This is a genomic window from Ramlibacter sp. (assembly GCF_028291745.1).
GTDB lineage: Bacteria > Pseudomonadota > Gammaproteobacteria > Burkholderiales > Burkholderiaceae_C > Ramlibacter.
Genome location: NZ_JAQGNQ010000067.1, coordinates 20,423 through 41,315, shown reverse-complemented (window position 1 = coordinate 41,315; position 20,893 = coordinate 20,423). Strand labels below are relative to the sequence as shown.

The 20,893-nt window shown below is 68.3% G+C and carries 21 protein-coding genes; 6 read left to right on the top strand and 15 right to left on the bottom strand.

Features of this window, described 5'->3' with window-relative positions; genetic code table 11:
• The 5 genes from JWP60_RS12340 to JWP60_RS12320 form a co-directional block, all read right to left on the bottom strand.
• Positions 1-409, bottom strand: a 409-nt coding sequence (locus tag JWP60_RS12340) for an LLM class flavin-dependent oxidoreductase (protein ID WP_299791341.1), incomplete at its 3' end; no start/stop codon positions are given.
• On the bottom strand, positions 406-1,518 hold the full coding sequence (locus JWP60_RS12335) for a flavin reductase (protein WP_299791338.1): 1,113 nt from the start codon (positions 1,516-1,518) through the stop codon (positions 406-408). The genes JWP60_RS12335 and JWP60_RS12340, both read right to left, overlap by 4 nt.
• A gap of 20 nt (positions 1,519-1,538) precedes the next feature.
• A complete protein-coding gene (locus JWP60_RS12330) occupies positions 1,539-2,675 on the bottom strand; it encodes an amidohydrolase family protein (protein WP_299791335.1) in 1,137 nt (378 codons plus the stop codon).
• A 54-nt stretch (positions 2,676-2,729) separates the two neighbouring features.
• Positions 2,730-3,776, bottom strand: coding sequence for a GTP-binding protein (locus tag JWP60_RS12325; protein ID WP_299791333.1), 1,047 nt, complete (start codon positions 3,774-3,776; stop codon positions 2,730-2,732).
• Positions 3,777-4,004: 228 nt separating this feature from the next.
• Positions 4,005-5,249, bottom strand: a complete 1,245-nt coding sequence (locus JWP60_RS12320; RefSeq protein WP_299791330.1) for a hypothetical protein — start codon at positions 5,247-5,249, stop codon at positions 4,005-4,007.
• 114 nt (positions 5,250-5,363) lie between these two features.
• Here JWP60_RS12320 and JWP60_RS12315 point away from each other — a divergent pair, with 114 nt between their 5' ends.
• Genes JWP60_RS12315 through JWP60_RS12305 form a run of 3 tightly spaced genes read left to right on the top strand, consistent with a single transcriptional unit; the run spans position 5,364 to position 8,062 of the window.
• Positions 5,364-6,353, top strand: coding sequence for a tripartite tricarboxylate transporter substrate binding protein (locus tag JWP60_RS12315; RefSeq protein WP_299791327.1), 990 nt, complete (start codon positions 5,364-5,366; stop codon positions 6,351-6,353).
• A 17-nt stretch (positions 6,354-6,370) separates the two neighbouring features.
• Complete coding sequence (locus JWP60_RS12310) at positions 6,371-7,105, top strand: TetR/AcrR family transcriptional regulator (protein WP_299791324.1); 735 nt, start codon at positions 6,371-6,373, stop codon at positions 7,103-7,105.
• An 18-nt stretch (positions 7,106-7,123) separates the two neighbouring features.
• On the top strand, positions 7,124-8,062 hold the full coding sequence (locus tag JWP60_RS12305) for an NAD(P)-dependent oxidoreductase (RefSeq protein ID WP_299791321.1): 939 nt from the start codon (positions 7,124-7,126) through the stop codon (positions 8,060-8,062).
• Between the two features lie 148 nt (positions 8,063-8,210).
• On the opposite strand, the gene JWP60_RS12300 is transcribed toward JWP60_RS12305, so the two are convergent.
• From JWP60_RS12300 to JWP60_RS12290, 3 genes are read right to left on the bottom strand one after another with little or no spacing between them, the layout of a single operon-like run.
• Positions 8,211-8,636, bottom strand: a complete 426-nt coding sequence (locus JWP60_RS12300; RefSeq protein ID WP_299791318.1) for a heme-binding protein — start codon at positions 8,634-8,636, stop codon at positions 8,211-8,213.
• A 17-nt stretch (positions 8,637-8,653) separates the two neighbouring features.
• Positions 8,654-9,451: an NUDIX domain-containing protein gene (locus JWP60_RS12295; protein WP_299791313.1), complete on the bottom strand. Its 798-nt coding sequence runs from the start codon at positions 9,449-9,451 to the stop codon at positions 8,654-8,656.
• Positions 9,448-10,431: a quinone oxidoreductase gene (locus JWP60_RS12290; protein WP_299791310.1), complete on the bottom strand. Its 984-nt coding sequence runs from the start codon at positions 10,429-10,431 to the stop codon at positions 9,448-9,450. Before JWP60_RS12290 ends, JWP60_RS12295 begins: the two co-directional genes overlap by 4 nt.
• Positions 10,432-10,532: 101 nt before the next feature.
• On the opposite strand from JWP60_RS12290, the gene JWP60_RS12285 reads away from it, so the two are divergent.
• Positions 10,533-11,435 carry a DMT family transporter gene (locus JWP60_RS12285; protein ID WP_299791307.1) on the top strand — a complete coding sequence of 301 codons (903 nt, stop codon included), beginning with the start codon at positions 10,533-10,535 and terminating at the stop codon, positions 11,433-11,435.
• Between the two features lie 367 nt (positions 11,436-11,802).
• Here JWP60_RS12285 and JWP60_RS12280 read toward each other — a convergent pair whose 3' ends face one another.
• On the bottom strand, positions 11,803-12,600 hold the full coding sequence (locus JWP60_RS12280) for an SDR family oxidoreductase (RefSeq protein ID WP_299791304.1): 798 nt from the start codon (positions 12,598-12,600) through the stop codon (positions 11,803-11,805).
• Between the two features lie 32 nt (positions 12,601-12,632).
• Here JWP60_RS12280 and JWP60_RS12275 point away from each other — a divergent pair, with 32 nt between their 5' ends.
• Complete coding sequence (locus JWP60_RS12275; RefSeq protein WP_299791301.1) at positions 12,633-13,211, top strand: SH3 domain-containing protein; 579 nt, start codon at positions 12,633-12,635, stop codon at positions 13,209-13,211.
• A complete protein-coding gene (locus tag JWP60_RS12270) occupies positions 13,208-14,107 on the top strand; it encodes a M48 family metalloprotease (RefSeq protein WP_299791298.1) in 900 nt (299 codons plus the stop codon). The genes JWP60_RS12275 and JWP60_RS12270 overlap by 4 nt, the downstream gene beginning before the upstream one ends.
• Positions 14,108-14,145: 38 nt before the next feature.
• Here the strand turns inward: JWP60_RS12270 and JWP60_RS12265 are convergent, their stop codons facing one another.
• The 6 genes from JWP60_RS12265 to JWP60_RS12240 all read right to left on the bottom strand — a co-directional run bounded on the left by JWP60_RS12265 (position 14,146) and on the right by JWP60_RS12240 (position 20,850).
• The gene (locus JWP60_RS12265) at positions 14,146-15,057 is read right to left on the bottom strand and encodes a DMT family transporter (RefSeq protein ID WP_299791295.1); all 912 of its coding nucleotides are present in this window, start codon (positions 15,055-15,057) and stop codon (positions 14,146-14,148) included.
• Positions 15,035-16,318, bottom strand: coding sequence for a DUF3422 domain-containing protein (locus JWP60_RS12260; RefSeq protein WP_299791292.1), 1,284 nt, complete (start codon positions 16,316-16,318; stop codon positions 15,035-15,037). The genes JWP60_RS12265 and JWP60_RS12260 overlap by 23 nt, the downstream gene beginning before the upstream one ends.
• A gap of 68 nt (positions 16,319-16,386) precedes the next feature.
• Positions 16,387-16,860 (bottom strand): hypothetical protein, encoded by a 474-nt coding sequence (locus tag JWP60_RS12255; RefSeq protein ID WP_299791289.1) that lies wholly within the window; start codon positions 16,858-16,860, stop codon positions 16,387-16,389.
• Between the two features lie 65 nt (positions 16,861-16,925).
• Positions 16,926-18,437 carry a tripartite tricarboxylate transporter permease gene (locus JWP60_RS12250; RefSeq protein ID WP_299791286.1) on the bottom strand — a complete coding sequence of 504 codons (1,512 nt, stop codon included), beginning with the start codon at positions 18,435-18,437 and terminating at the stop codon, positions 16,926-16,928.
• A 19-nt stretch (positions 18,438-18,456) separates the two neighbouring features.
• Positions 18,457-18,945, bottom strand: coding sequence for a tripartite tricarboxylate transporter TctB family protein (locus JWP60_RS12245; protein WP_299791284.1), 489 nt, complete (start codon positions 18,943-18,945; stop codon positions 18,457-18,459).
• 120 nt (positions 18,946-19,065) lie between these two features.
• The gene (locus JWP60_RS12240; RefSeq protein WP_299791282.1) at positions 19,066-20,850 is read right to left on the bottom strand and encodes a type II/IV secretion system protein; all 1,785 of its coding nucleotides are present in this window, start codon (positions 20,848-20,850) and stop codon (positions 19,066-19,068) included.
• Positions 20,851-20,893 lie beyond the last annotated feature (43 nt).

The following is a 20,893-nucleotide window of genomic DNA, read 5'->3' as shown; positions in this document are numbered from 1 at the left end:
GCACCATGTTGATGCTCTCCAGGAAGATCGCGTTGCGGTTCTTCTGGTAGTTGCCGAAGACCTCGGCATCCGACATCAGGCCGCCCGGGCTGATGCCCATGATGAAGCGGCCCTTGAGGATGTGATCGAGCATCGACACCTGCGCGGCGATGGCCGCCGGATGGCCATTGGGCATGTTGATGGTGCCCGTGCCCAGCACGATGTCCTTGGTCTCGTGGGCCAGGGAGGCCAGGAACATCAGGCTGGAGGTGACGTTCTCGGCAATGTCGGTGACGTGCTCGCCGACGAAGCCCTCCACGTAGCCCAGGCGGTCGGCCAGCAGGAAGGCTTCGCGGTCTTCGGCCAGCGTTTGCGTTGCGTTGCGCCCCGGGGGGTGCAGCGGCATCATGAACATGCCGAGTTTCATCATGCGTTCTCCTGGGGATCGTTGGAGGCCAGTGCGGCCGGACTGCGGCCACCGAGCCGTTGCGACAGCCGGGCCGCGCACTGCCGCAGCCCGCGCACCAGCGGCGAGGCTTCATCGAGATCCAGCCGCTGCGCGCTGCCGATGGCGGTGAGCGCCAGCACCATGGCCCCCGACTGGTCGAACACCGGCACGCTGGCGGCACTGATGCTGGTGCCATAGAGATCGGAGAAGGCATCGGTGCCCACCAGGCGGACGATGCCGTTGGCGCGGATCAGCGCCAGCTGCTCCGCCAGTTGCGCATTGGGCAGGCCCTCGCCCACCGGAGCGCCCTCGGCGATCTCCGCATCGATGAAGGGCGCGGTGGTTTCGCGTGGCAGCCAGGCGGCGAAGGCAAGCCCGGTGCCGGACGTCAGCACCGGCAGCACGAGCCCCGTGCGCAGGTTGTCGCTCACCGGCTCGCTGGACTCTTCCCAGCGCACGATGGTCGGCCCCTTGTTGCCCCACACGCCCAGGCCGAGCGTCTCGTCGAGTTCGTCCGAGAGATCGACCAGCGCGCGCGTGGCAAGCCGCACCGCCTGCAGACGCGCGATGTTGGCCACCGCGGTCGGTTCGCCCAGGTCGTGCGGCTGCGCGACCAGGTAGCGCCCGCTGCCGAACACCAGCGGCTGCCGCCCGGTGCGCTCGATGCGATCGACCTGCCCGAGAAAGACGACGTGGTCGCCCCCGGGGAAGCTGTCCATGCGGCGGCACTCCAGATACGCGGCGCAGCCCTCGATCAGGGGCACGCCGCCCAGCCCCGGTACCGTGGGGCAGCCGGCGAACTTGTCGCTGCTGCCGCGGGCAAAGCGGTTCGAGACCTCCACCTGGTCGTCGGCCAGGATGTTCACCACGAAGCGCTCGGCAACGCGAAACACCGGATGGCTGGGCGCGGTGAGCGACTGGCTCCACAGGATCAGCGGCGGGTCGAGCGAGACCGAGCTGAAGGAATTGGCCGTCAGGCCATGCGGCCGGCCTTGCTCGTCGAGCGTCGTGATCACCGTCACGCCGGTCACGAACGCGCCGAGCACCTGTCGCAGCGCGCGGGCATCGAATCCGGGGTCGCTGGTGGCCATGAATCAGCCCGCAGAAGGCGCTAAAACTTCAGCTTGAGAAGCTTCGCCGCATTCCCGCCCGCGATCAGCTCGCGGTCGGCCTTGGGCAGGCGCTTGACCTGCGCGATCAGGCCCAGCGGGTCTTCCTCGCCCATGTCGTAGGGGTAGTCGGTGCCCAGCACCACGTGGTCGGCGCCGAAGCGGTCGATCAGGTGCTTCAACATCAGCGGGTCGAAGGTGATGCTGTCGAAGTAGAACTTCTCCAGGTACTTCGAAGGCGGCCGCTTGATCACGGTGCGGCAGTCGGGCCGCGCGCGCCACGCGTGGTCCATGCGCGCCCAGTAGTGGGCCACGAAGCCGCCGCCGTGCGCCACCACGATCTTCAGCTTGGGATGCCGCGCCATCACGCCGTCGAAGATCAGGTGCGACACCGCCACCGTCGACTCCAGCGGATTGCCGATCACGTTGTTGAAGTAGTGGTGCGTGAGCCGGTCCGCCTGGGTGTAGCCCAGGGGATGCATGAAGATCACGATGCCCAGCTCCTCGCAGCGGGCGAAGAACTTTTCCAGCCCCAGCTCGGGATCGGTGAGGTTCTTGCCATTGACGTTGGTGCAGATCTCCACGCCGCGCAGGCCCAGGTTCTTCACCGCGTAATCGAGCTCGCGCACGGCGAGCTCCGCATTCTGCAGCGGCACCGAGCCGAGGCCGACGAAGCGGTCGGGCGTGTCGGCCACGATCTTGGCGATGCCCTCGTTCACCTGGCGCGCGAGTTCGGCGCCATAGTCGGCTTCGGTGAAGTAGAAGAAGTGGTAGGGCGCGGGGCAGACCGCCTGCACGTCGACGCCCATGCGGTCCATGTCCTTCAGGCGCTGGTCCACGCCGGTGAGCTTGACCGCGCGCGTCTTCATCTGCTTGACGTTGGTCTCGCGCGTGAGATCGTCGGCGAAGATCACCGTGGGGTCGTACTGCGCCGCATTGAGGTGCGCCGTCTTGGCGTTCACCTCGGGGTTGAGATAGTGGCAATGGAGGTCGACCACCTTGGTCTTGCCGCTGCGACTGCGCGCGATCGTCTTGGTGGCCGTGGCACGCGCGACGGGCGCCGCCTTCAGGTGGGCGGAGCGGCGTGCGCCGTGCTGGTGAAGCGGATCGGTGCAGTCGGGGGAACAGGTGTAGAACAAGGCGTCTCCTACGTTATTGTTGATCCGATGATAACTACGGGCCCCGGGGCGGCGTCAATGGGGGTTCGCCACCCGGGCCACCGCCTCGAGCAGCGCGCGGATGGTGTCGGCCTCGATGCGGCGCGTGATGAAGACCAGGCGCGTGCCCTGGTCGTCGCTCGGCCAGCGGTCCAGCGGCACGGGCGGGTGGAAGATGTGCTGCACGCCTTGCACCACCACCGGGCGGCCGTCGACGTTGACGATGCCCTTGACGCGCAGCAGGTCGGGCCCGCGCAGCGTGGCGAGCAACTCCAGCGCAGACGAGAAGCTGCTCCAGCTGAACGGCTCCTCGAAGCGCATCGAGAGCGTGCGGATGGAAGCGTCGTGCAAGGGCGAGCGGCGCCCTAGCCGCGCCTGCCCGCCCGAGCCCTCGCCTTGCAGCGGCTCGCCGAGGAAACGCAGCGTCGCCGTGCCGGCGCGCGCGCTCGCGAGCCCCAGGTTCGTGAGCTGTGCCGGATCGACCTCGCCGTCGACCAGCAGCGAGACGGCCGCGCCGGGGTTGATCTCCGCAACGGCCTGCCGCAATTCCTCGACCTGCGCCGGTGTCGCCAGGTCGCTCTTGGTGATGAACACGCGGTCGGCCAGCGCGATCTGCTTGGCCGGCTCGGCATGCGCTTGCAACTGGCCGGCGCCATTCACGGCATCGACCAGCGTCACCACGCCGTCGAGGCGGAAGTGCGCGGCAATCAGCGTGTCGCTGGCCAGCGTCTGCACGACCGGTGCGGGATCGGCCAGGCCCGTGGTCTCGATGATGACGCGGTCGAAGTCGGCGATCTCGCCCACGCGGCGGCGCGCGAACAGGTCGCGCAAGGTCTCCTGCAGGTCCGTGCGCACCGAGCAGCAGATGCAGCCGTTGGCCAGCAGTGCGATGTTCTCGGAGGACATCGCCACGATGTCGTGATCGATGCCGATCTCGCCGACCTCGTTGATCACCACCGCCACCCGGTCCATGCCGGGGTGGCGCAGCAGCCTGGCGACCAGCGTCGTCTTGCCGGCCCCGAGGAAGCCGGTGATCAGCGTCACCGGCAGCTTGCCGGCGAGCGGGTCGCGTTCGGCGGTCACCACGCCGGCCTCGAAGGCGCTGCGCCACCGATTTGCGGGATCGCTGGTGGGTCAGAAATTTGAACGCGGAAGTCGCAGAAGACAACGGCCAAACACGCAGAACAACAGCTGCCATGAGGCGTAGATGACATCTTCTTGTGAAGCATTTCTGCGTGTTCGGTTTTCCTTCTGCGACTTCTGCGTTCAAAGATGCCGCAAACGCCGCACCCCCGATTTCGGCGCAGAGTCTCAGATGTTCAACTCCAGGATGTACAGCCCGCCGGTGAAGCGGTCGACCGTGTAGACGATGCGACGCTCGTCGACGTACACGTCATTGAGCTGGACGGCGCCCGCCGGCGAGAGCTTGGGCGCGCCCGGCACGAAGTACGCGATCTCTTCCACGCGGTAGGGATTGCTGGTGTCGTACACCCGCACGCCGGCGTTGAAGAAGGTGCCGATCACGATCGTGTCCGAGCGGAAGGAGGCCGGCCCCGGCAGGTTCTCGTGCATGTTGTGCGCGCCGAAGCGGCCACCGCGCTTGGCAAACGCCTCGAAGGGCGGCGCCGGGAAGGTGCCGATCGGCACCGGGTTCTGCTCGTTGCGCGCATCGATCATCCACACCAGCTTGGGCCAGTCGGCGCCCTCGTCCAGCACGCACTCGTCGCTCACCACCCAGAGATTGCGCTCGAACAGCGGCAGCACCGTGTGGGTGAAGCCGTTGAAGGGCGGCGAGGGATTCCAGTGCGACACCACCTTGATGTTCGAGGGATCGGCGATATCGAGCACGAAGGCGCCGCCGTCGATGTAGCCCACGTACGCGCGGTCCGGCCGCTCGGGGAACACGTTGGTGTTGTGGGCGCGAAAGCCCATGTCGAATTTCTTCGCCAGCCGCTGCGGTGCGGGGGCCTCGTCGCCTTCGCGCGTGCCCGGGTACCACCAGCGGCCGGTCTCCACCGGCCTGGCCGGATTCGACACGTCGAGGATGCGATAGAACTGGTCGTCCAGCGGATTGCGCGGCTGGAAGTCGGCCGCGCCGGCCGCCATGTGGATGGTCTTGCCGTCGACGAACCACAGCGCATGCACGCCGCGCGAGTGCGGGCCCGAGCAGTCGAAATGCGAGATCAGCTTCGGCCGTTCCGGCGTGCTGACGTCGAACAGGTCGACGCCCGCCGGCGTGATGCCGACGGTGCTGGCCTGGTAGGCCACGGCCAGCGTGTCGCCCACCAGGTCGAGCGAGTTGGAGCGCAGCTTCATGTGCGGCAGCTCGGTCTGCACGACCAGCTTCGGGTTGCGCGGATCGGTGACGTCGACGCCGGAGAAGTTCTTGGGCGCGGCCTCGTGCGCCAGCCACAGGATGCGGCGGCCGTCGTGCGTCACCTGCATCGCCATGCCTTCGCCCAGGCCACCGTAGCCGGCCAGCTCGTGCTGCGCGAGCAGCTTCATGTTCAGCGACAGTGTCTGGTCGGCGCGCGCGGCAGAGGTGGTGTGGAACATGGGGAAAGTACGGGAGTGCTTGTTTAGCAAACGATAATAGATTGGATCGGGACGCGGCGCCACGCGGTGTTTTCCCGGGCGGGCAGCACGCGTCACCGCCAAAGGAGCGACCCGATGAATCTCCACCTGCCCTCGCGCCGGCACGTGCAGCAGTGCCTGTTCGCGCTCGCTGGCGCCTGCGCCGTACCCCTGGCCGTGCACGCGCAGGCCTTCCCCAACCGGCCGGTCCACCTCGTCGTCACCTACCCGGCCGGGGGCAGCTCGGACCTGATGGCGCGCATCATGGGCGAGAAGCTGCAGCAGCTCTGGGGCCAGCCGGTGATCATCGACAACAAGCCCGGCGCGGCCGGCTCCATCGGCATGGAGTACGCGGCGCGGCAGGCCGCCGACGGCTACAGCTTCGTGGTGGGCAACCTCGGCCCGGTGGCGGTGAACCCGCTGATCACCAAGGTGCCGTACAACATGGAAAAGGACTTCCTGCCGGTGGCGCTGACGGCCACGGGCGCGAACATCCTGGTCGTCAACGCCAACTCGCCGTACCGGAACCTGCACGACATCCTGGCCGCTGCGCGCGCCAAGCCGGGCACCATCAGCTTCGGCACCAGCGGCCCCGGCAGCATGGCGCACCTGGGCGGCGAGATGATCATGCGCGAGGGCAAGGTCAAGATGAACGGCATCAACTACAAGGGCGGCGGCCAGGCCGTGAACGACCTCGTGGCCGGCCACATCGACCTGATGGTGGCCGACCCGCTGCCGGTCTCGCAATTCATCAAGACCAAGCGGCTGCGGCCGATTGCCATGACGGGCGGTGTGCGATCGAAGACCTTCCCCGAGATCCCCACTTTCGCCGAGGCGGGCTTGCCGGGGCTGGTGGCGGAAAACTGGTGGGGCGTGTTCCTGCCGGCGGGCGCGCCCAAGGCCATCGTCGACAGCTACCATAGCGCCCTCGTGAAGGTGATGACCGATCCCGACCTGAAGGCGAAGTTCGCCGACCTCGGGGTCGAGGCGCAGGCCAGCACGCAGGAGGAGTTCCGCGCGTTCCTCGCCGCGGAGATCTCCAGGTACGCCCGCCTGGTCGCCGACAACGGCATCAAGGGCGAGTGAGCACACAGCACATCGGAATGCCATCCAGCAGGACCCCCAAGCGGCCCCCGACTTCGCCCGCGCGCGCCACGCCCAAGCTGCGGCTCGCGCCCGGCGACCGCGAACGCCAGATCCTCGAGGGCGCGATCGCCTATTTCTCCGAGGTCGGCTTTTCGGGCCAGACCCGAGAACTGGCCAAGCGCCTGGGCATCACCCAGCCGCTGCTCTATCGCTATTTCCCCAACAAGCAGGCGCTGGTCGAACGCGTCTACCAGACGGTGTTCGAGGGCCGCTGGAATCCCTCATGGATCCCGCTGCTGCAGGACCGCTCCACGCCCTTGCGCGAGCGGCTGGTGGAGTTCTATCGCCAGTACGCCGCGGCGACCTACCGGCCCGAGTGGATCCGCATCTACATGTACGCGGGCCTGTCGGACCCGGTGCTGAATCGCCGCTACATCCAGCTCGTTCGCAAGCAGCTGATGCCGGTGTACTGCCGCGAGGTGCGGCATGCCTGCGGGCTGCCCGACAGCGACACCGAGGTGGTCGAGGAGGAGATCGAGTTCGTGTGGAACCTGCACGGCGGCGTCTTCTACATGGCCATGCGCGAGCACGTGTACAAGACCAAGATCAACGTCGATTTCCTGACGCAGGTCGGCTTCGCGGTCGACAACTTCCTGGCCGGTGCCAGGACCATCTACCCGCAGCTGCTGGCGCGCTTCGCGCCCGAGGCTTTGGGTCGCCCGCCGGTGCCGCGCGCTGCGGCCCGGCGCTGACACGAAAGATCACACACCATGGCACAGAGACAGGGCAAGCAGGCGAAGGCAAGCGCGGTGGGCGTGATCGGCCTGGGCATCATGGGTTCGGCCATGTCGGCGAACCTGGCGAAGGCGGGCTTCGCGGTGTTCGGCTACGACCCCGTCGCGAAAGCGCGCGCGGCGTTGACCAAGGCCGGCGGCACCGCCTGCGAGAGCGTTGCCGAAGTCGCCCGTAACGCGCGCTTCCTGGTGCTGTCGCTGCCCAGCGAGGAGGCGCTCGATCAGGTGTGCGAAGAACTCGCTCGCGCACGCCCCAAGGGGCTGATCGCCGCCGAGACCAGCACGCTGCCCGAGTCGGCGAAGACCCGCGCCTTCGAGCGCCTGGCCAAGGCCAACATCACGCTGCTCGATTGCCCGCTCTCCGGCACCGGCGCGCAGGCGGTCAATCGCGACCTCGCGGTCTACGCCAGCGGCGATTCGGCGGCGATAGCGGCGTTCGCGCCGGTGTTCGAGGGCTTTGCCCGCGCACGCTACGACGTCGGCGGCTTCGGCAACGGCACACGCATGAAGCTGGTGGCCAACCTGCTCGTTGCGATCCACAACCTGTCGACGGCGGAGGCGATCCTGATGGGCGCGCGCTCCGGGCTCGATCCGGCCCTGGTGGTGAAGGTGGTGGCCGACGGCGCCGGCGGCTCGCGCATGTTCCAGGTGCGCGGCCCGGTGATGGTGGACCGCTCCTGGGACAAGGCGACCATGAAGGTGTCGACCTGGCAGAAGGACATGCGCCTGATCAACGACATGCTGCAGAAGACCGACACGCCCGCGCCCCTGTTCGCCGCCTGCATGCCGATCTACAACGCGGCGATGGCGCTGGGGCACGGTGGCGACGACACGGCCGCGGTGTACTCCGTGCTGGAGCACATGATGGGCGTCGCGCCGGCGAAGAAGAAGCCGCGAGAGAGCAGGCGCAGCTGAATGCGGACAACCGGACGCAGAAGACGCAAAGGTTTCGCAAAAGACGCAAAAAGGACAAGGAAAACCTTGAAGTTTTCTTTTGCGACTTCTGCGCAGTTTTTGCGTCTTCTGCGTCCGGATCTTCGGGTGTCCGGATGCCCGGCTGCCCTCAGCCGCTGACCAGCCCCGCTGCGGCCACCCCGGCGCGGCAGATTTCCTCGTCCTGGTCGCCGGTGCCGCCGCTGGCGCCCACCGCGCCGAGCACCTGGCCCTGCGCGTTCTTGATCACCACGGCGCCCGGTTGCGGCAGAAACTTGCCTTCGGAAGTCGCGGCCAGGGCGACGAAGAAATTCGGATTGTCCTTGGCGCGTTCGGCCAGCGTGCGGCTCGACACGCCCATGCCCACCGCGCCCCACGCCTTGGCGCGCGCGATGTCGAAGCGGAACATGCTCGCCCCGTCCTCGCTGGCAAAGGCCTTGAGGTGGCCGGAGCCATCGAGCACGGCCACGCCCATCGGCTGGAAGCCGGCGGCTTGCGATTTCTTCAGCGCCTCGCTGATGATCAGGTTGGCTTGTTCGAGGGTGAGCGTCTGCATGCGGGTTCCTTGCGGAGTCAGGGGGAATAAGCGGCCAGCAGGACCTGCGCCGCGTCGATGGTGAATTCGTCGCGCTCGAGCCGCTGCGTGACCTCCGGCGCATCCATGCGGCAGAACTCGGCGACCTCGCCGTCCTGGTTGCGCGGCTCCACGCCCGCGGGCAGCGTGCAGGTGAACCAGTCCAGCCATTCGACCACGTAGCCATGCGCGACATCGGCGGGCCGCTGCGTGCGCACGCGGCCGCCATGCCGCAGGTCGCGCACTTGCGCGAGCCGCAGGCCGGCCTCCTCCCAGGTCTCGCGGGCGAGCGCCTGCTCCAGCGTATCGCTCGCGGGGATCGCGCCGCCGACCAGGGTGTCCCAGAGGCCGGGGTCGGTGGGCTTGTCGAGGGCGCGCCGTTGCACCCAGTGGCGGCCGTCCTCGGCGACGGCGGCAAGGTGCACTGCATCGGTCGCGACGCCCAGTACGCGCGTGGCCGCGCGTTCGACGGCGCCGAGCATCCGGCCAGCCTCGTCGCGCACGGCCAGCAGTTCGTCGCGCCACACATGGCAGAGGTCGCGTTCCCGCAGGGCGGCGGCGACGGCAGCCAGCGTGGCCGAGAGATCGTCGCCGTGCAGTCGCCAGCCAAGTTCGCCCTGCCGCTGGTGCGGCAGCAGCGCCCAGCCGGCCAGCCCGGAGCGCTCGACGAGTTCAGGTTCGACCGAACCGATGCAGCCGGCGCCCCACCACAGTGGGACCCGCGGGCGCAGCGGCGGCCGCACGGCCCGCTGGCCGTGATGCGCCTGCCAGGACAGCGCAGGGCGCAGCAGCGTCACAGGGTCAGGATCGAGCAGCCCGTGGTCTTGCGCGCTTCCAGCGCCTGGTGCGCCGCGCGCACCTGCGCCAGCGGGAAGGTCTGGTCGATGCGGATCTGCACCTTGCCGCTGGTGACGGCGGCGAACAGGTCGTCGGCCATTTCCTGGTTGGCCTCGCGGGTGGCGATGTGGGTGAACAGCGTCTGGCGCGTCACGAACAGCGATCCCTTGGCGCCCAGGATGCCGGGCGCGAAGGGCTGCACCGGGCCCGACGAATTGCCGAAGCTGGCCATCAGGCCGAAGGGCTGCAGGCAATCGAGCGACTTGTCCCAGGTGTCCTTGCCGACCGAGTCGTACACCACCTTGACGCCCTTGCCGCCGGTGATCTCCTTGACGCGTTCCTTGAAGTCGTCCTTGCTGTAGTTCACCATGAACTCGGCGCCCAGGGACCTGGCCAGCGCGCACTTCTCGTCGCTGCCGGCCGTGCCGATCAGGCGCAGCCCGAGGGCCTTGGCCCACTGCACCGCGATCAGGCCGACGCCACCGGCGGCCGCGTGGAACAGCACGAAGTCACCGGCCTTCAGGCCGCCTTGGGGCAGCGTGCGCTTGAGCAGGTATTGCGCGGTGAGGCCCTTGAGCATCATGGCCGCACCGGTCTCGAAGCTGATCGCATCCGGCAGCTTGCAGACATTGCGCGCGGGCATCACGCGCTGCTCGGAATAGGAGCCGGGCGGATTGCTGGCATAGGCCGCGCGGTCGCCCACCTTGAGGTGCGTGACGCCGGCGTCGACCGCCTCAACGATGCCCGAGCCTTCCATGCCGAGGTTGAGCGGCATCGGCATCGGGTACAGGCCGCTGCGCTGGTAGACGTCGATGAAGTTCAGGCCGATGGCCTTGTGCCGGATCCGGATCTCGCCGGGGCCGGGTTCGCCCACCTGCACGTCGACCAGTTCCATCTGCTCGGGGCCGCCATGCTGGCGGATCTGGACCGCTTTGCTCACATGAGTCTCCTTGTCGCTGCGCAAGGCGCGCATCGTGCCACGAATCCGCCGGCGCCGCCTCAGCGGCTGCCAGTGCGGCTCGGCTAAAGTGCGCGGCTGCCATGCACCAGCGCCTGACCTATTCCACCGTGCTCATGCTCACCTTGCCACCGCTGTTGTGGGCCGGCAATGCGGTGGTCGGCCGGATGGTGGCGCCGCTGGTGCCGCCGCTGACGCTGAACTTCCTGCGCTGGGCGCTGGCGTTCGTGCTGCTGCTGCCCTTTGCCTGGTCGCTGCTGCGTGCGGAGAGTCCGCTGTGGCCGCGCTTTCCGCGCTTCGCGGTGCTGGGCCTGCTGGGGGTGGGCTGCTACAACGCGTTCCAGTACCTGGCACTGAAGACCTCGACGCCCATCAACGTGACGCTGGTCGGCTCGAGCATCCCCGCATTCATGCTTGGTCTGGGCGCGCTGTTTTTCCACCAGCGCATCACGCGGCGGCAGGTGCTGGGTGCGGTACTGTCGATTGCCGGCGTGCTGCTGGTGCTCGCGCGCGGCGAACTGCAGCACCTCGGACAGGTGCGCTTCGTGAGGGGCGATCTGTACATGCTGGTCGCCACGTGCTCGTGGGCGCTCTATAGCTGGCTGCTCGCGCGGCCGGGCGACCCGCCGGAGATCCGCTCGAACTGGGCCGGTTTCCTGATGGCGCAGATGGTGCCGGGCCTGTTGTGGTCGGGCCTGTTCGCCGCCACCGAGACCGTGGTGGGGCGGCAATCCATTCAATGGGGCTGGCCGCTGGCGGCGGCACTGGCCTTCGTCGCCACCGGTCCGGCGCTGCTTGCCTATCGCTTGTGGGGCGTGGGCGTGCAACGCGTCGGCCCCAACATCGCGGGCTTCTTCTCCAACCTCACGCCGCTGTTCGCGGCGCTGTTCTCGGCGGCGTTCCTGGGCGAGGCGCCGCATGCGTACCACGCGCTGGCGTTTGCGCTGATCGTGGGCGGGATCGTGGTGTCGTCGCGGCGCAATTGAGGGAAGACGCATCCGGGGTGAAGGGATGATCCTGGGCCTGAAAAAGGTCTTGATTTCCGCACGACGCGCGACCGGGGCGGCAAAGCCGCATGCGGGCGGGCTGCGACGCGTCTTTGCTTCCAGTGCCGTGATGGCGCAGCCACGGGCAGACGCGGTTGCCCGTACCTGACGCGTTCGGCGGCTCACTGAACGCCACCCCGCGGGCCCGCACCGCGCAGCGTCTTGCGCGACCGCCCTGCTACTCGACTACCCCGCATGGATTGCGGGTCAAGCCCGCAATGACATCCAAAAGCTCGCAATGTGCCCAACGCGCGCATGACCTCCGGGAGTCCAATGCGTTCAAAGGCCCGCGATGACATCCAGATCGTCAGTAAGTGCCCGGGTATGCCCCGCCGTCGATCAGCACGTTCTGTCCCGTGATGTAGCTGGCCTGCGCGCTGCACAGGAAGGCGCAGGCGGTGCCGAATTCGTCGGGGGTGCCGAAGCGCTTGGCGGGGATCCCGTTCATGCGCTGCTGGCGCAGTTCCTCGACGGTCTTGCCGGTCTTCTTCGCGCTGCCTTCCATCGTGATCTTGATGCGGTCGGTATCGAACACACCCGGCAGCAGGTTGTTGATGGTGACGTTGGCCGAGGCCAGCTTCGACGTGCGCGCCACCCCCGCGACGAAGCCGGTCAGCCCGCTGCGCGCACCATTCGACAGCCCCAGGACGTCGATCGGCGACTTGACGGAGCTGGAGGTGATGTTGACGATGCGCCCGAAGCCGCGGGCGGCCATGCCGTCCACCGTCGCCTTGATCAGTTCGATCGGCGTCAACATGTTGGCGTCCACCGCCTTGATCCAGGCATCGCGGTCCCAGTCGCGGAAGTCACCGGGCGGCGGGCCGCCGGCATTGGTGACGACGATGTCGAAGTCCTTGCGGAAGGCAAAGACCTTGGCGCGGCCTTCGGGTGTGGTGATGTCGGCGGGGATCGCTTCCACCTGCGTGCCCTGCGGCACGCCGGCGTCCGCCCGCAGCCGCTCGGCCGTTGCCTGCAGCGCCTCGGCGCCCCGCGCCACGATGACCACGTGCGCCCCCTCGCGCGCGAGCGCCTGCGCACAGCCGAAGCCCAGTCCCTTGCTGGCGCCGCACACCAGCGCCCACTTGCCCGTGATTCCCAGGTTCATACATGCCCGCCTTGGTTTGAAATGAGCCACGAATGATACGCATCGCGCCGGTGGCCTTCGCGTTCGTCGTCGTGCTGGCCAGCGCCGCCTTGGCCGATGAAGCGGCTGCCACGCGTCGCGCCACGCAAGTGCGCGACGCGCCAGCCGAGAGCGGTGGCAGCATCGCCTCGCTGCCACCGCAAGCGGGCGTCACGCGCACCGGCGAGCGGCGCGGTCCCTGGGTGCAGGTGCGCACGGCCAGCGGCGTGACCGGCTGGGTCCACCTGTTCGACCTCGGCCCCGCCGCTGCGACCGGGACCGCGACCGCGACGCAGGGCGCCAGCGCCATCGGTGATGCCTTGCGCGGCGTCACGAGCCTGTTGGTTGGCGGTCGCCCGGCGCAGGCCGGCACCACCGCCGGCATTCGCGGGCTCGAAGCCCAGGACCTGGCGCGGTCCCAACCCAATCCCTACGAGGTCACGCAGATGGAAAAGCTGCGGCAAGGCGATGGGGAGGCCCGCAACTTTGCCGTGGCAGCCGGCCTGCACGCCGTGGCGGTTGCGCCCCTGCCCGCCCCGGTGCCTCTCGTGCCCGCGCCGGGTGGCGCACCCGGCCAGCCGCAGTTGCCGTGAAAAAGCAGCTCTGCGTCCTCGCATGGGCCGCCGCCGGCCTGTGGCCCTGCGCGCAGGCGCAGGATCCCGCGCGTGCTCTCGGCGAGCTGCTGCGCCAGATCAAGCCCGGCACGCAATCCGCACCGGCCACGACGCGCCTGCCTGCCGCCAACGAGCTGCTGCAACTGCTGTCCGAATCGCTCGAGCGGGTCGACCAGCCGAAGGAAATCGAGATCGGCCGGCAGCTCGCCGCGGTGCTGCTGGGCAGCAAGCTGCTGCATCGCGACCTCGCGCTGCAGACGTACGTCAACCGGCTGGGCCGCTGGATTTCGCTGCAATCGTCGCGGCCGCAACTGCCCTGGACTTTTGCGGTGCTCGACGATCCAGGCTTCAATGCCTTTGCCGCGCCAGGCGGCTATGTGTTCGTCACCCAGGGGCTGGTGCAGCGCGTCGACGAGGCGGAGCTGGCCGGCATCCTGGCGCAAGAGATCACGCACGTCACCGCCCGGCACCACCTGCAGGCGCTCGCTGCCAAGGCCCGCTCCGGCATGCTCACGCGCCTGCTCGCGGCGCAGGTGCGCCCGAACAACGCGGCGGCCGCCACGATCTCGGCGCAGGTGCTGGCGCTGGGCCGGGATCTGTACGCGAGCGGCCTGGGCCAGGCCGACGAGTTCGAGGCCGATCGCGAAGGCGTGACCCTGGCGGCACGCGCCGGCTTCGACCCCTATGGCCTGCCTTCGGTGCTGCAGCAATTGCGCGCCGCGGCACCGGACAACCCGCTGTTCACGCTGACGCTCGGGACGCACCCGCCGCCGCAGCAGCGGCTGGACCAGTTGGAAGCGGCGATGGGATCGCGGCTCGATGCGCTCTCGGGACAGGCCAGCGTTGCGATCGCGCAGCGCCTGCGCATGCATTGACGCTCGCGTCGTGCGTTGGCAAAGCCAGCCACCGTGAATTAGCGTGCCACACGCGTGAACACGAAGATTCCCGCGATCACCAATACCGTCCCCGCCGCCACGAAAGCGGTGAACGGCTCACCGAGCAGCCACACGCCCAGCAGGATCGTCGAGACCGGACCGACCATGCCGGTCTGCGCCGTCACCGACGCGCCCACCCGCTCGATGGCCATCATTACCAGCAGCACCGGCACGGCGGTGCACACCACCGCATTCAGCAGCGACAGCCAGATCACCTCCGGCGCCACCGTGAACGCGCTCGCAATCGGGCGCAGCAGCACGAACTGCGCGATGCACAGCACGCAGGCAACGCTGGTGGCCAAGCCCACCAGGCGCAGCGAGCCAAGCCGCTTGACCATTTCGCCGCTGTAGACCAGGTACACCGCATAGCTCACGGCGCTGGCGAACACCAGCAGCGCACCCAGCACCACGTTGCTGCCCTCGATGCGCAGCTCGTGCCCGAACACCAGCAGCACGCCCGCATAGCTGATCGCCATGCCGACCCCTTGCCGCCTGCTCCACGACTTGCGATACAGCAGCCATCCCAGCAGCAGCACCAGCGTCGGATTGAGATAGAGGATCAGCCGCTCGAGCGAGGCCGTGACGTACTGCAGCCCCAGGAAGTCGAGGAAGCTCGCGAGGTAATAGCCGCTGGTGCCGAGGCCCAGCACGCCAAGCCACTCGCTGCGCGTGAGCGCCGGCTTGCCGCGGCTGGCCCACCACGCCATCGCCACGAAGATCGGCAGCGCGAACAGCATGCGAAGCATGATCACCGTCACTGCGTCCACGCCATGGCGGTAGGCCAGCTTGACGATGATCGCCTTGCCGCTGAAGGTCATCGCTCCGGCCAGTGCGAGCAGCACGCCGGACAGCGGGGCGCCGGTGCGTTCAGTGCCCGAGAAGCCTGGCATGCAGACGGCGCAGGGAGAGCCATACGGCCAGCGCCACCACGGGGATGGCGCAGGCGGCGGTGCCCTCGGCGGTGAAGGGCCAGCCGATCGCGTGCGCGCCCTTGGCAAGGTAGCTCACGAGACCGACGATGTAGTAGGTGATGGCCGCGACCGACAGGCCTTCGACGGTGGCCTGCAGCTTCAATTGCAGGTCCTGCCGCCGGTTCATGGTGGCCAGCAGCTCCTGGCTGCTTTGCTGCTGCTCGATCTCCACGCGCGTGCGCAGCAGGTTGCTGATGCGCGAGACGCGCTGCGACAGCGCATCCTGCCGCCGCACCGACCACGCGCAGGTGGCGCGCGCGGGCGAGAGCCGGCGGTCGATGAATTCGCCCAGCGACTGCAGGCCGGGCAGCTTGGCTTCCTTGATGTCCTGCAGCCTCTGGTCGATCAGTTCGAAGTAGGCCGCGCTGGCGGAGAAGCGCGAGTGCGTCGCCGCGTAATGGCTCTCTACCTGGCCGGCCAGGCGCGTGAGGCGATCCAGCAACTGCGGCTCCTCGTCGCGGCCGGCCACGCGGATCGCCTCCGCGAGCGCCGCGAGTTCTTCCTCGGCGACGCCCAGCAGCGCCGACGACTCGCGCGCGGCCGGCAGGCCCAGGAGGGCGGCCATGCGATAGGTGTCGATCTCCAGCAGCCGCTGCACCAGCCGGCCGAGGCGGCGCGGCGACAGGTCACCGGCCAGCAGCACCATGCGCGAGCAGCCGTCGGCATGCAGCGCGAAGTCGGTGTAGACGGTGCCGTGCGCGTCGGCGACGGTGGCGCCTACCAGCGTGTCTTCATGCAGCAGCGCGCGCGCCAGCACCGCAGGGGGCAACTCGCGCCCGGGCAGCACCCACACGTGCAGCGCGGCCAGGCAGCGTCCCGGCAAGGCTGCCAGCCACTCTTGCGGCACGGCCGCAAGCGCGGTGGGTGGCTCCTGCTGCCCGAAGCCCTCGGCGGGAAACGGACGCGAGAAGGTCCAGCTCACGAATTCGGTGTGCAGCTCCCAGCGGATACGAAAGCCCGCCAGCTCCAGGCGGATGTGCGTGCCCTGCGCATCGGGCAGCGGCAGGTGGTGGTCGCGCAGCAGCGCGGCGAGGTGCGCGCGGCTGGCCTCGCGCTCGGCGGCGTCGCCCGCCATGACGATGTGCGACAGCGCCAGCGGCGCGGCCATGGCCTCGGGCGGACGCGCATGGATTTCGTTGTGCAGCGCCACCCGGAGCGGGTGCGCATGGGGCTGGACCATGCGCCGATTGTGGCGGAAAGCAGCAGGGTGGCCGCGCTGCGCGCCCTCTCATGCGGCGATGGCCGCCTTCAGTAATCGGCCGAGTGACCGCCGTAGAGACCCCAGTCCAGCAGCAGCCAGCGCCACTTCTGCACGCCGTGGAAGGGCCGCGCGTGCCCCGTGGTGTCGTGCACCGCGCGGCCGTGGTCCATCGCGAGCGTGATGCTGCGGGGCGTGTCGGCGCTGCCCGGGCAGATCCAGTTGCGGCCGTCGGTGATGCGGCATTCGCCGAAGCGGCCCGAGGGCTCGGGCTCGCGCGGCCGCCAGAACAGCACCTCGCTGCGCAGGCGCAGCGCGCGGAAGCGATAGCGGTCGGATGCCACCAGCTTCCCGGTGCAGCGATCCCCCTCCCAGACGCCGCCCTGGCAGGCGACGGTGTAGATGGTGCGCTCCCCTTGCACCGTGATGAAGTCCGTGAACCACCCCCACGCGACGAGCAGCAGCGCCACCACGAGGAAGGCGGCAGGGGTCGAAACCAGGAGGCTGCGGGTACGTAGGGTCATGATGCGTGCGGGGTCCAACGAAAACGGCCCCAGCGGGGCCGTATCCAATTGTATGCACAGGGCGATCAGTCTTCGACGAAAGCTTCCTGCCGCTTGGCCTTGATCGAAGGCAAGGCCACGATCACCACCAGCAGCACCGCCGCCGCCAGCAGGCCGGCCGAGAGCGGCCGCGTGACCAGCACGCCCCAGTCGCCCCGCGACAGCAGCAGGGCCCGCCGCAGGTTCTCCTCCATCATCGGCCCGAGGATGAAGCCAAGCAGCAGCGGCGCCGGTTCCATGCCCAGCTTGATGAAGCCGTAGCCCACCACGCCGAAGATCGCGACCATCCAGATGTCGAACACGTTGTTGTTCGTGGAGTAGACGCCGATGGCGCAGAACAGCACGATCGACGGAAACAGCCAGCGATAGGGCACGGTCAGCAGCTTGATCCACATGCCGATCAGGGGCAGGTTGAGGACCACCAGCATCGCGTTGCCGATCCACATCGAGGCGATCAGGCCCCAGAACAGTTCCGGGTTGCCGGTCATCACCTGCGGGCCGGGCTGGATGTTGTGGATGGTCATCGCACCCACCATCAGCGCCATCACCGCGTTGGGCGGGATGCCCAGCGTCAGCAGCGGGATGAAGGAGGTCTGCGCGCCGGCGTTGTTGGCCGACTCGGGCGCCGCCACGCCGCGGATGTTGCCCTTGCCGAAGGGCACTTCGCCCGGGCGCAGCCTGGTCTTCTTCTCCACGGTGTAGGCCGCGAAGGCCGCCAGCAGCGCACCGCCACCGGGCAGGATGCCGAGCGCGGAGCCGAGGGCGGTGCCGCGCAGCACCGCGGGAATCATGTTGCGGAAGTCCTCCTTGGTGGGGAACAGGCCCGTCACCTTGGCGGTGAAGACCTCGCGGTGTTCGTCGCTCTGGCCCAGGTTGGAGATGATCTCGCCGTAGCCGAACACGCCCATCGCGATGGTGATGAAGCCGATGCCGTCGGTGAGTTCGGGGATGTCGAAGGAAAAGCGCGCCACGCCGGAGTTCACGTCCGTGCCCACGATTCCCAGCAGCAGGCCCAGCACGATCATGCCGATCGCCTTGATCAGCGAACCCGAGGCCAGCACCACGGCGCCTATCAGCCCCAGCACCATCAGCGAGAAGTATTCGGCCGGACCGAACTTGAAGGCGACCTCGGTCAGCGGCGCGGCAAACGCGGCCAGGATCAGCGTGCCGACGCAGCCGGCGAAGAACGATCCCAGGCCCGCGGCCGCCAGGGCCGGCCCGGCCCGGCCCTGCCTTGCCATCTGGTAGCCATCGATCACCGTCACCACCGAGGACGATTCCCCCGGCAGGTTGACCAGGATGGCGGTGGTGGAGCCGCCGTACTGCGCGCCGTAGTAGATGCCCGCCAGCATGATCAGAGCCGACACCGGAGGCAGCGCATACGTGGCGGGCAGCAGCATGGCGATGGTCGCCACCGGGCCGATGCCGGGGAGCACGCCGATCAGCGTGCCGAGCAGGCAGCCGATGAAGGCGTACATCAGGTTGATCGGCGTGAAGGCGACGCCAAAGCCGATCGAGAGATTGCTGATCAGGTCCATGCTCTTTCTTTCCTTGCTCTCAGCTGCCGACGAAGCTGGGCCACACCGGGAACTGCAACTTCAGCAGGACGATGAAGGCCAGGTAGCTGCCCACCGCAAGCGCGACGGCGAGGATCGCCACTTCCTTCAACTTGAATTCCTTGCCGGCGAGGGCGGCGATGAAGGTCAGGGCGAAGATCGCGAGGACCAGCCCCATCGCGGGAATGCCGAACTTCGGCAGGCCCCCCAGCAGCACCCCGAACACGACGTTGGCGCCGATGATGAACAGCAGCGGCTTCCACGCGGCGCCGCCGATCTTCTCGCCGTCCTCGGTCTCGACCACCAGCGCCTGGAAGGTGACGAACAAGCCGATGGCGGTGAGCAGCACGCCGAGCATCAGCGGGAAATAGCCGGGGCCCATGCGGTCGCTCCGGCCGACCGTGTAGCTGGTGGCTCCCCACGCGAACGCGATGCCGGCGGCCATGAAGATGAGCCCCGAGAAGAAGTCCTTCTGGCTCTTGATTTTCAATGCGGTCTCCTGGGACGGAAGCTGGAATCGGCGGATTGTGCGGGAACAACCCGGCCGTATCGATGTGGCTTCCACCTACACCCGATCACCCGACCAGAGCCTGACTTCGGAGATCTTTTTTTAATCGAGCGGTGGAGTCGCGCTCAAGACCTCTTCCACCGTCGTATGTCCTTCCGCCACCCGCAGTGCCCCGGCCAGCCGCAGCGGACGCATGCCATCCGTCATGGCCTGGCGCCGCAGCGGGGCCATCGCCGGCTCGCGGGTGACCTGCTCCTTGAATGGCTCGCTGATGGTGAGCAGCTCGTACAAACCCATGCGCCCGAGGAAGCCGGTCATGCGGCAGTCGACGCAGCCCACCGGCCGATAGGGCTGCCAGGTGCCGCTGATCTTCCAGGGCTTGACCACCTCGTCCAGGGCGGCGCGCGCGGTTTCGGCGTCGGGCTCCTTGCATTGGCGGCACAGCGTGCGCACCAGGCGCTGGGCCAGCACGCCAATCACCGTGGCGTTGATCAGGTAGGCCGGCACGCCCAGCTCCATCAGGCGGGTGATGGCGGAGGGGGCGTCGTTGGTGTGCAGCGTGGAGAACACCAAGTGGCCGGTCAGTGCCGCCTGCACTGCCATCTCCGCGGTGGCGAGGTCGCGGATTTCCCCGACCATGATGATGTCGGGGTCCTGCCGCATCAGCGCGCGCAGGCCCTCGGCGAAACCGAAATCGAGCTGCACCTGCACCTGCGTCTGGTTGAAGGCCGGCTCGATCATTTCGATCGGGTCTTCGACGGTGCTGACGTTCACCTCCTCCGTCGCGATGCGCTTGAGCGTGGAATACAGCGTCGTCGTCTTGCCGGAGCCGGTCGGCCCGGTGACCAGCACGATCCCGTAGGGCCGCTTGACCAGCGCTTCCCAGCGTTGCGCGTCATGGGGCGAGAAGCCCAATGCGTCGAGGTCCTTCACCGCCGTGTCGGGATCGAAGATCCGCATCACCATCTTCTCGCCGAAGGCGGTGGGCAATGTCGACAGGCGCATCTCGACCTCGTCGCCGCGCGGATTGCGGGTCTTGATGCGGCCGTCCTGCGGCCGGCGTTTCTCCACCACGTCCATGCGACCGAGCAGCTTGATGCGCGCTGTCATGGCGGTGAGCACCGTGATGGGCATCTGGTAGACCGGATGCAGCACGCCGTCGATGCGAAAGCGGATCACCCCCTGCTCGCGCCGCGGCTCCAGGTGGATGTCGCTCGCGCGCTGGTCGAAGGCGTATTGCCAAAGCCAGTCGACCACCTGCACCACGCCCTGGTCGTTGGCATCGAGCTGCTTGTTGCTGCGGCCCAGTTCGACCAGCTGTTCGAAGCTGGCGGCGCTGCTGTTGCCGCCGGACTTCTGGGCGGCGCGGACCGACTTGGCCAGGGCGAAGAATTCGGCGGTGTAGCGGTGGATGTCCTGCGGGTTGGAGACCACGCGCCGCACGCTGCGCTTGGCCTGCCGCTCGACTTCGTCCATCCAGTCGCCCACGAAGGGCTCGGCGGTCGCGACCACCACCTCGCTGGCCGTCACCTGCACGGGCAGCACGCGATGGCGCTCGGCATAGGCCGCGCTCATGGTGTCGGCGACCTTGGCCACGTCCACCTTCAGCGGGTCGATGCGCAGGTAGTCCATGCCGGCCCGGGCGGCCAGGTATTGCGTGAGGGCCTCGATGTCGAGCGGCTTGCCGTCGGAGGCACGGGTCATGGCGACGGCCGCGAGGCGCACCAGCGGATGCTGCGCACTCTCTGCCTGCGCGCAACGGGCGATCGTGCGGCGCGCCTCCTCGGGCGAAATGACCCCGTCCTCGCTGAGCCACTCCACCAGCTGCCGCCAATGCAGCGGACCGCGGGGCACCGTACGGGCGGAAATCTTGGGTTGGGCGCTCATGGGGGCATGGTACTCAAGACGGGGAGAGCGCAAGGCGGAGAAG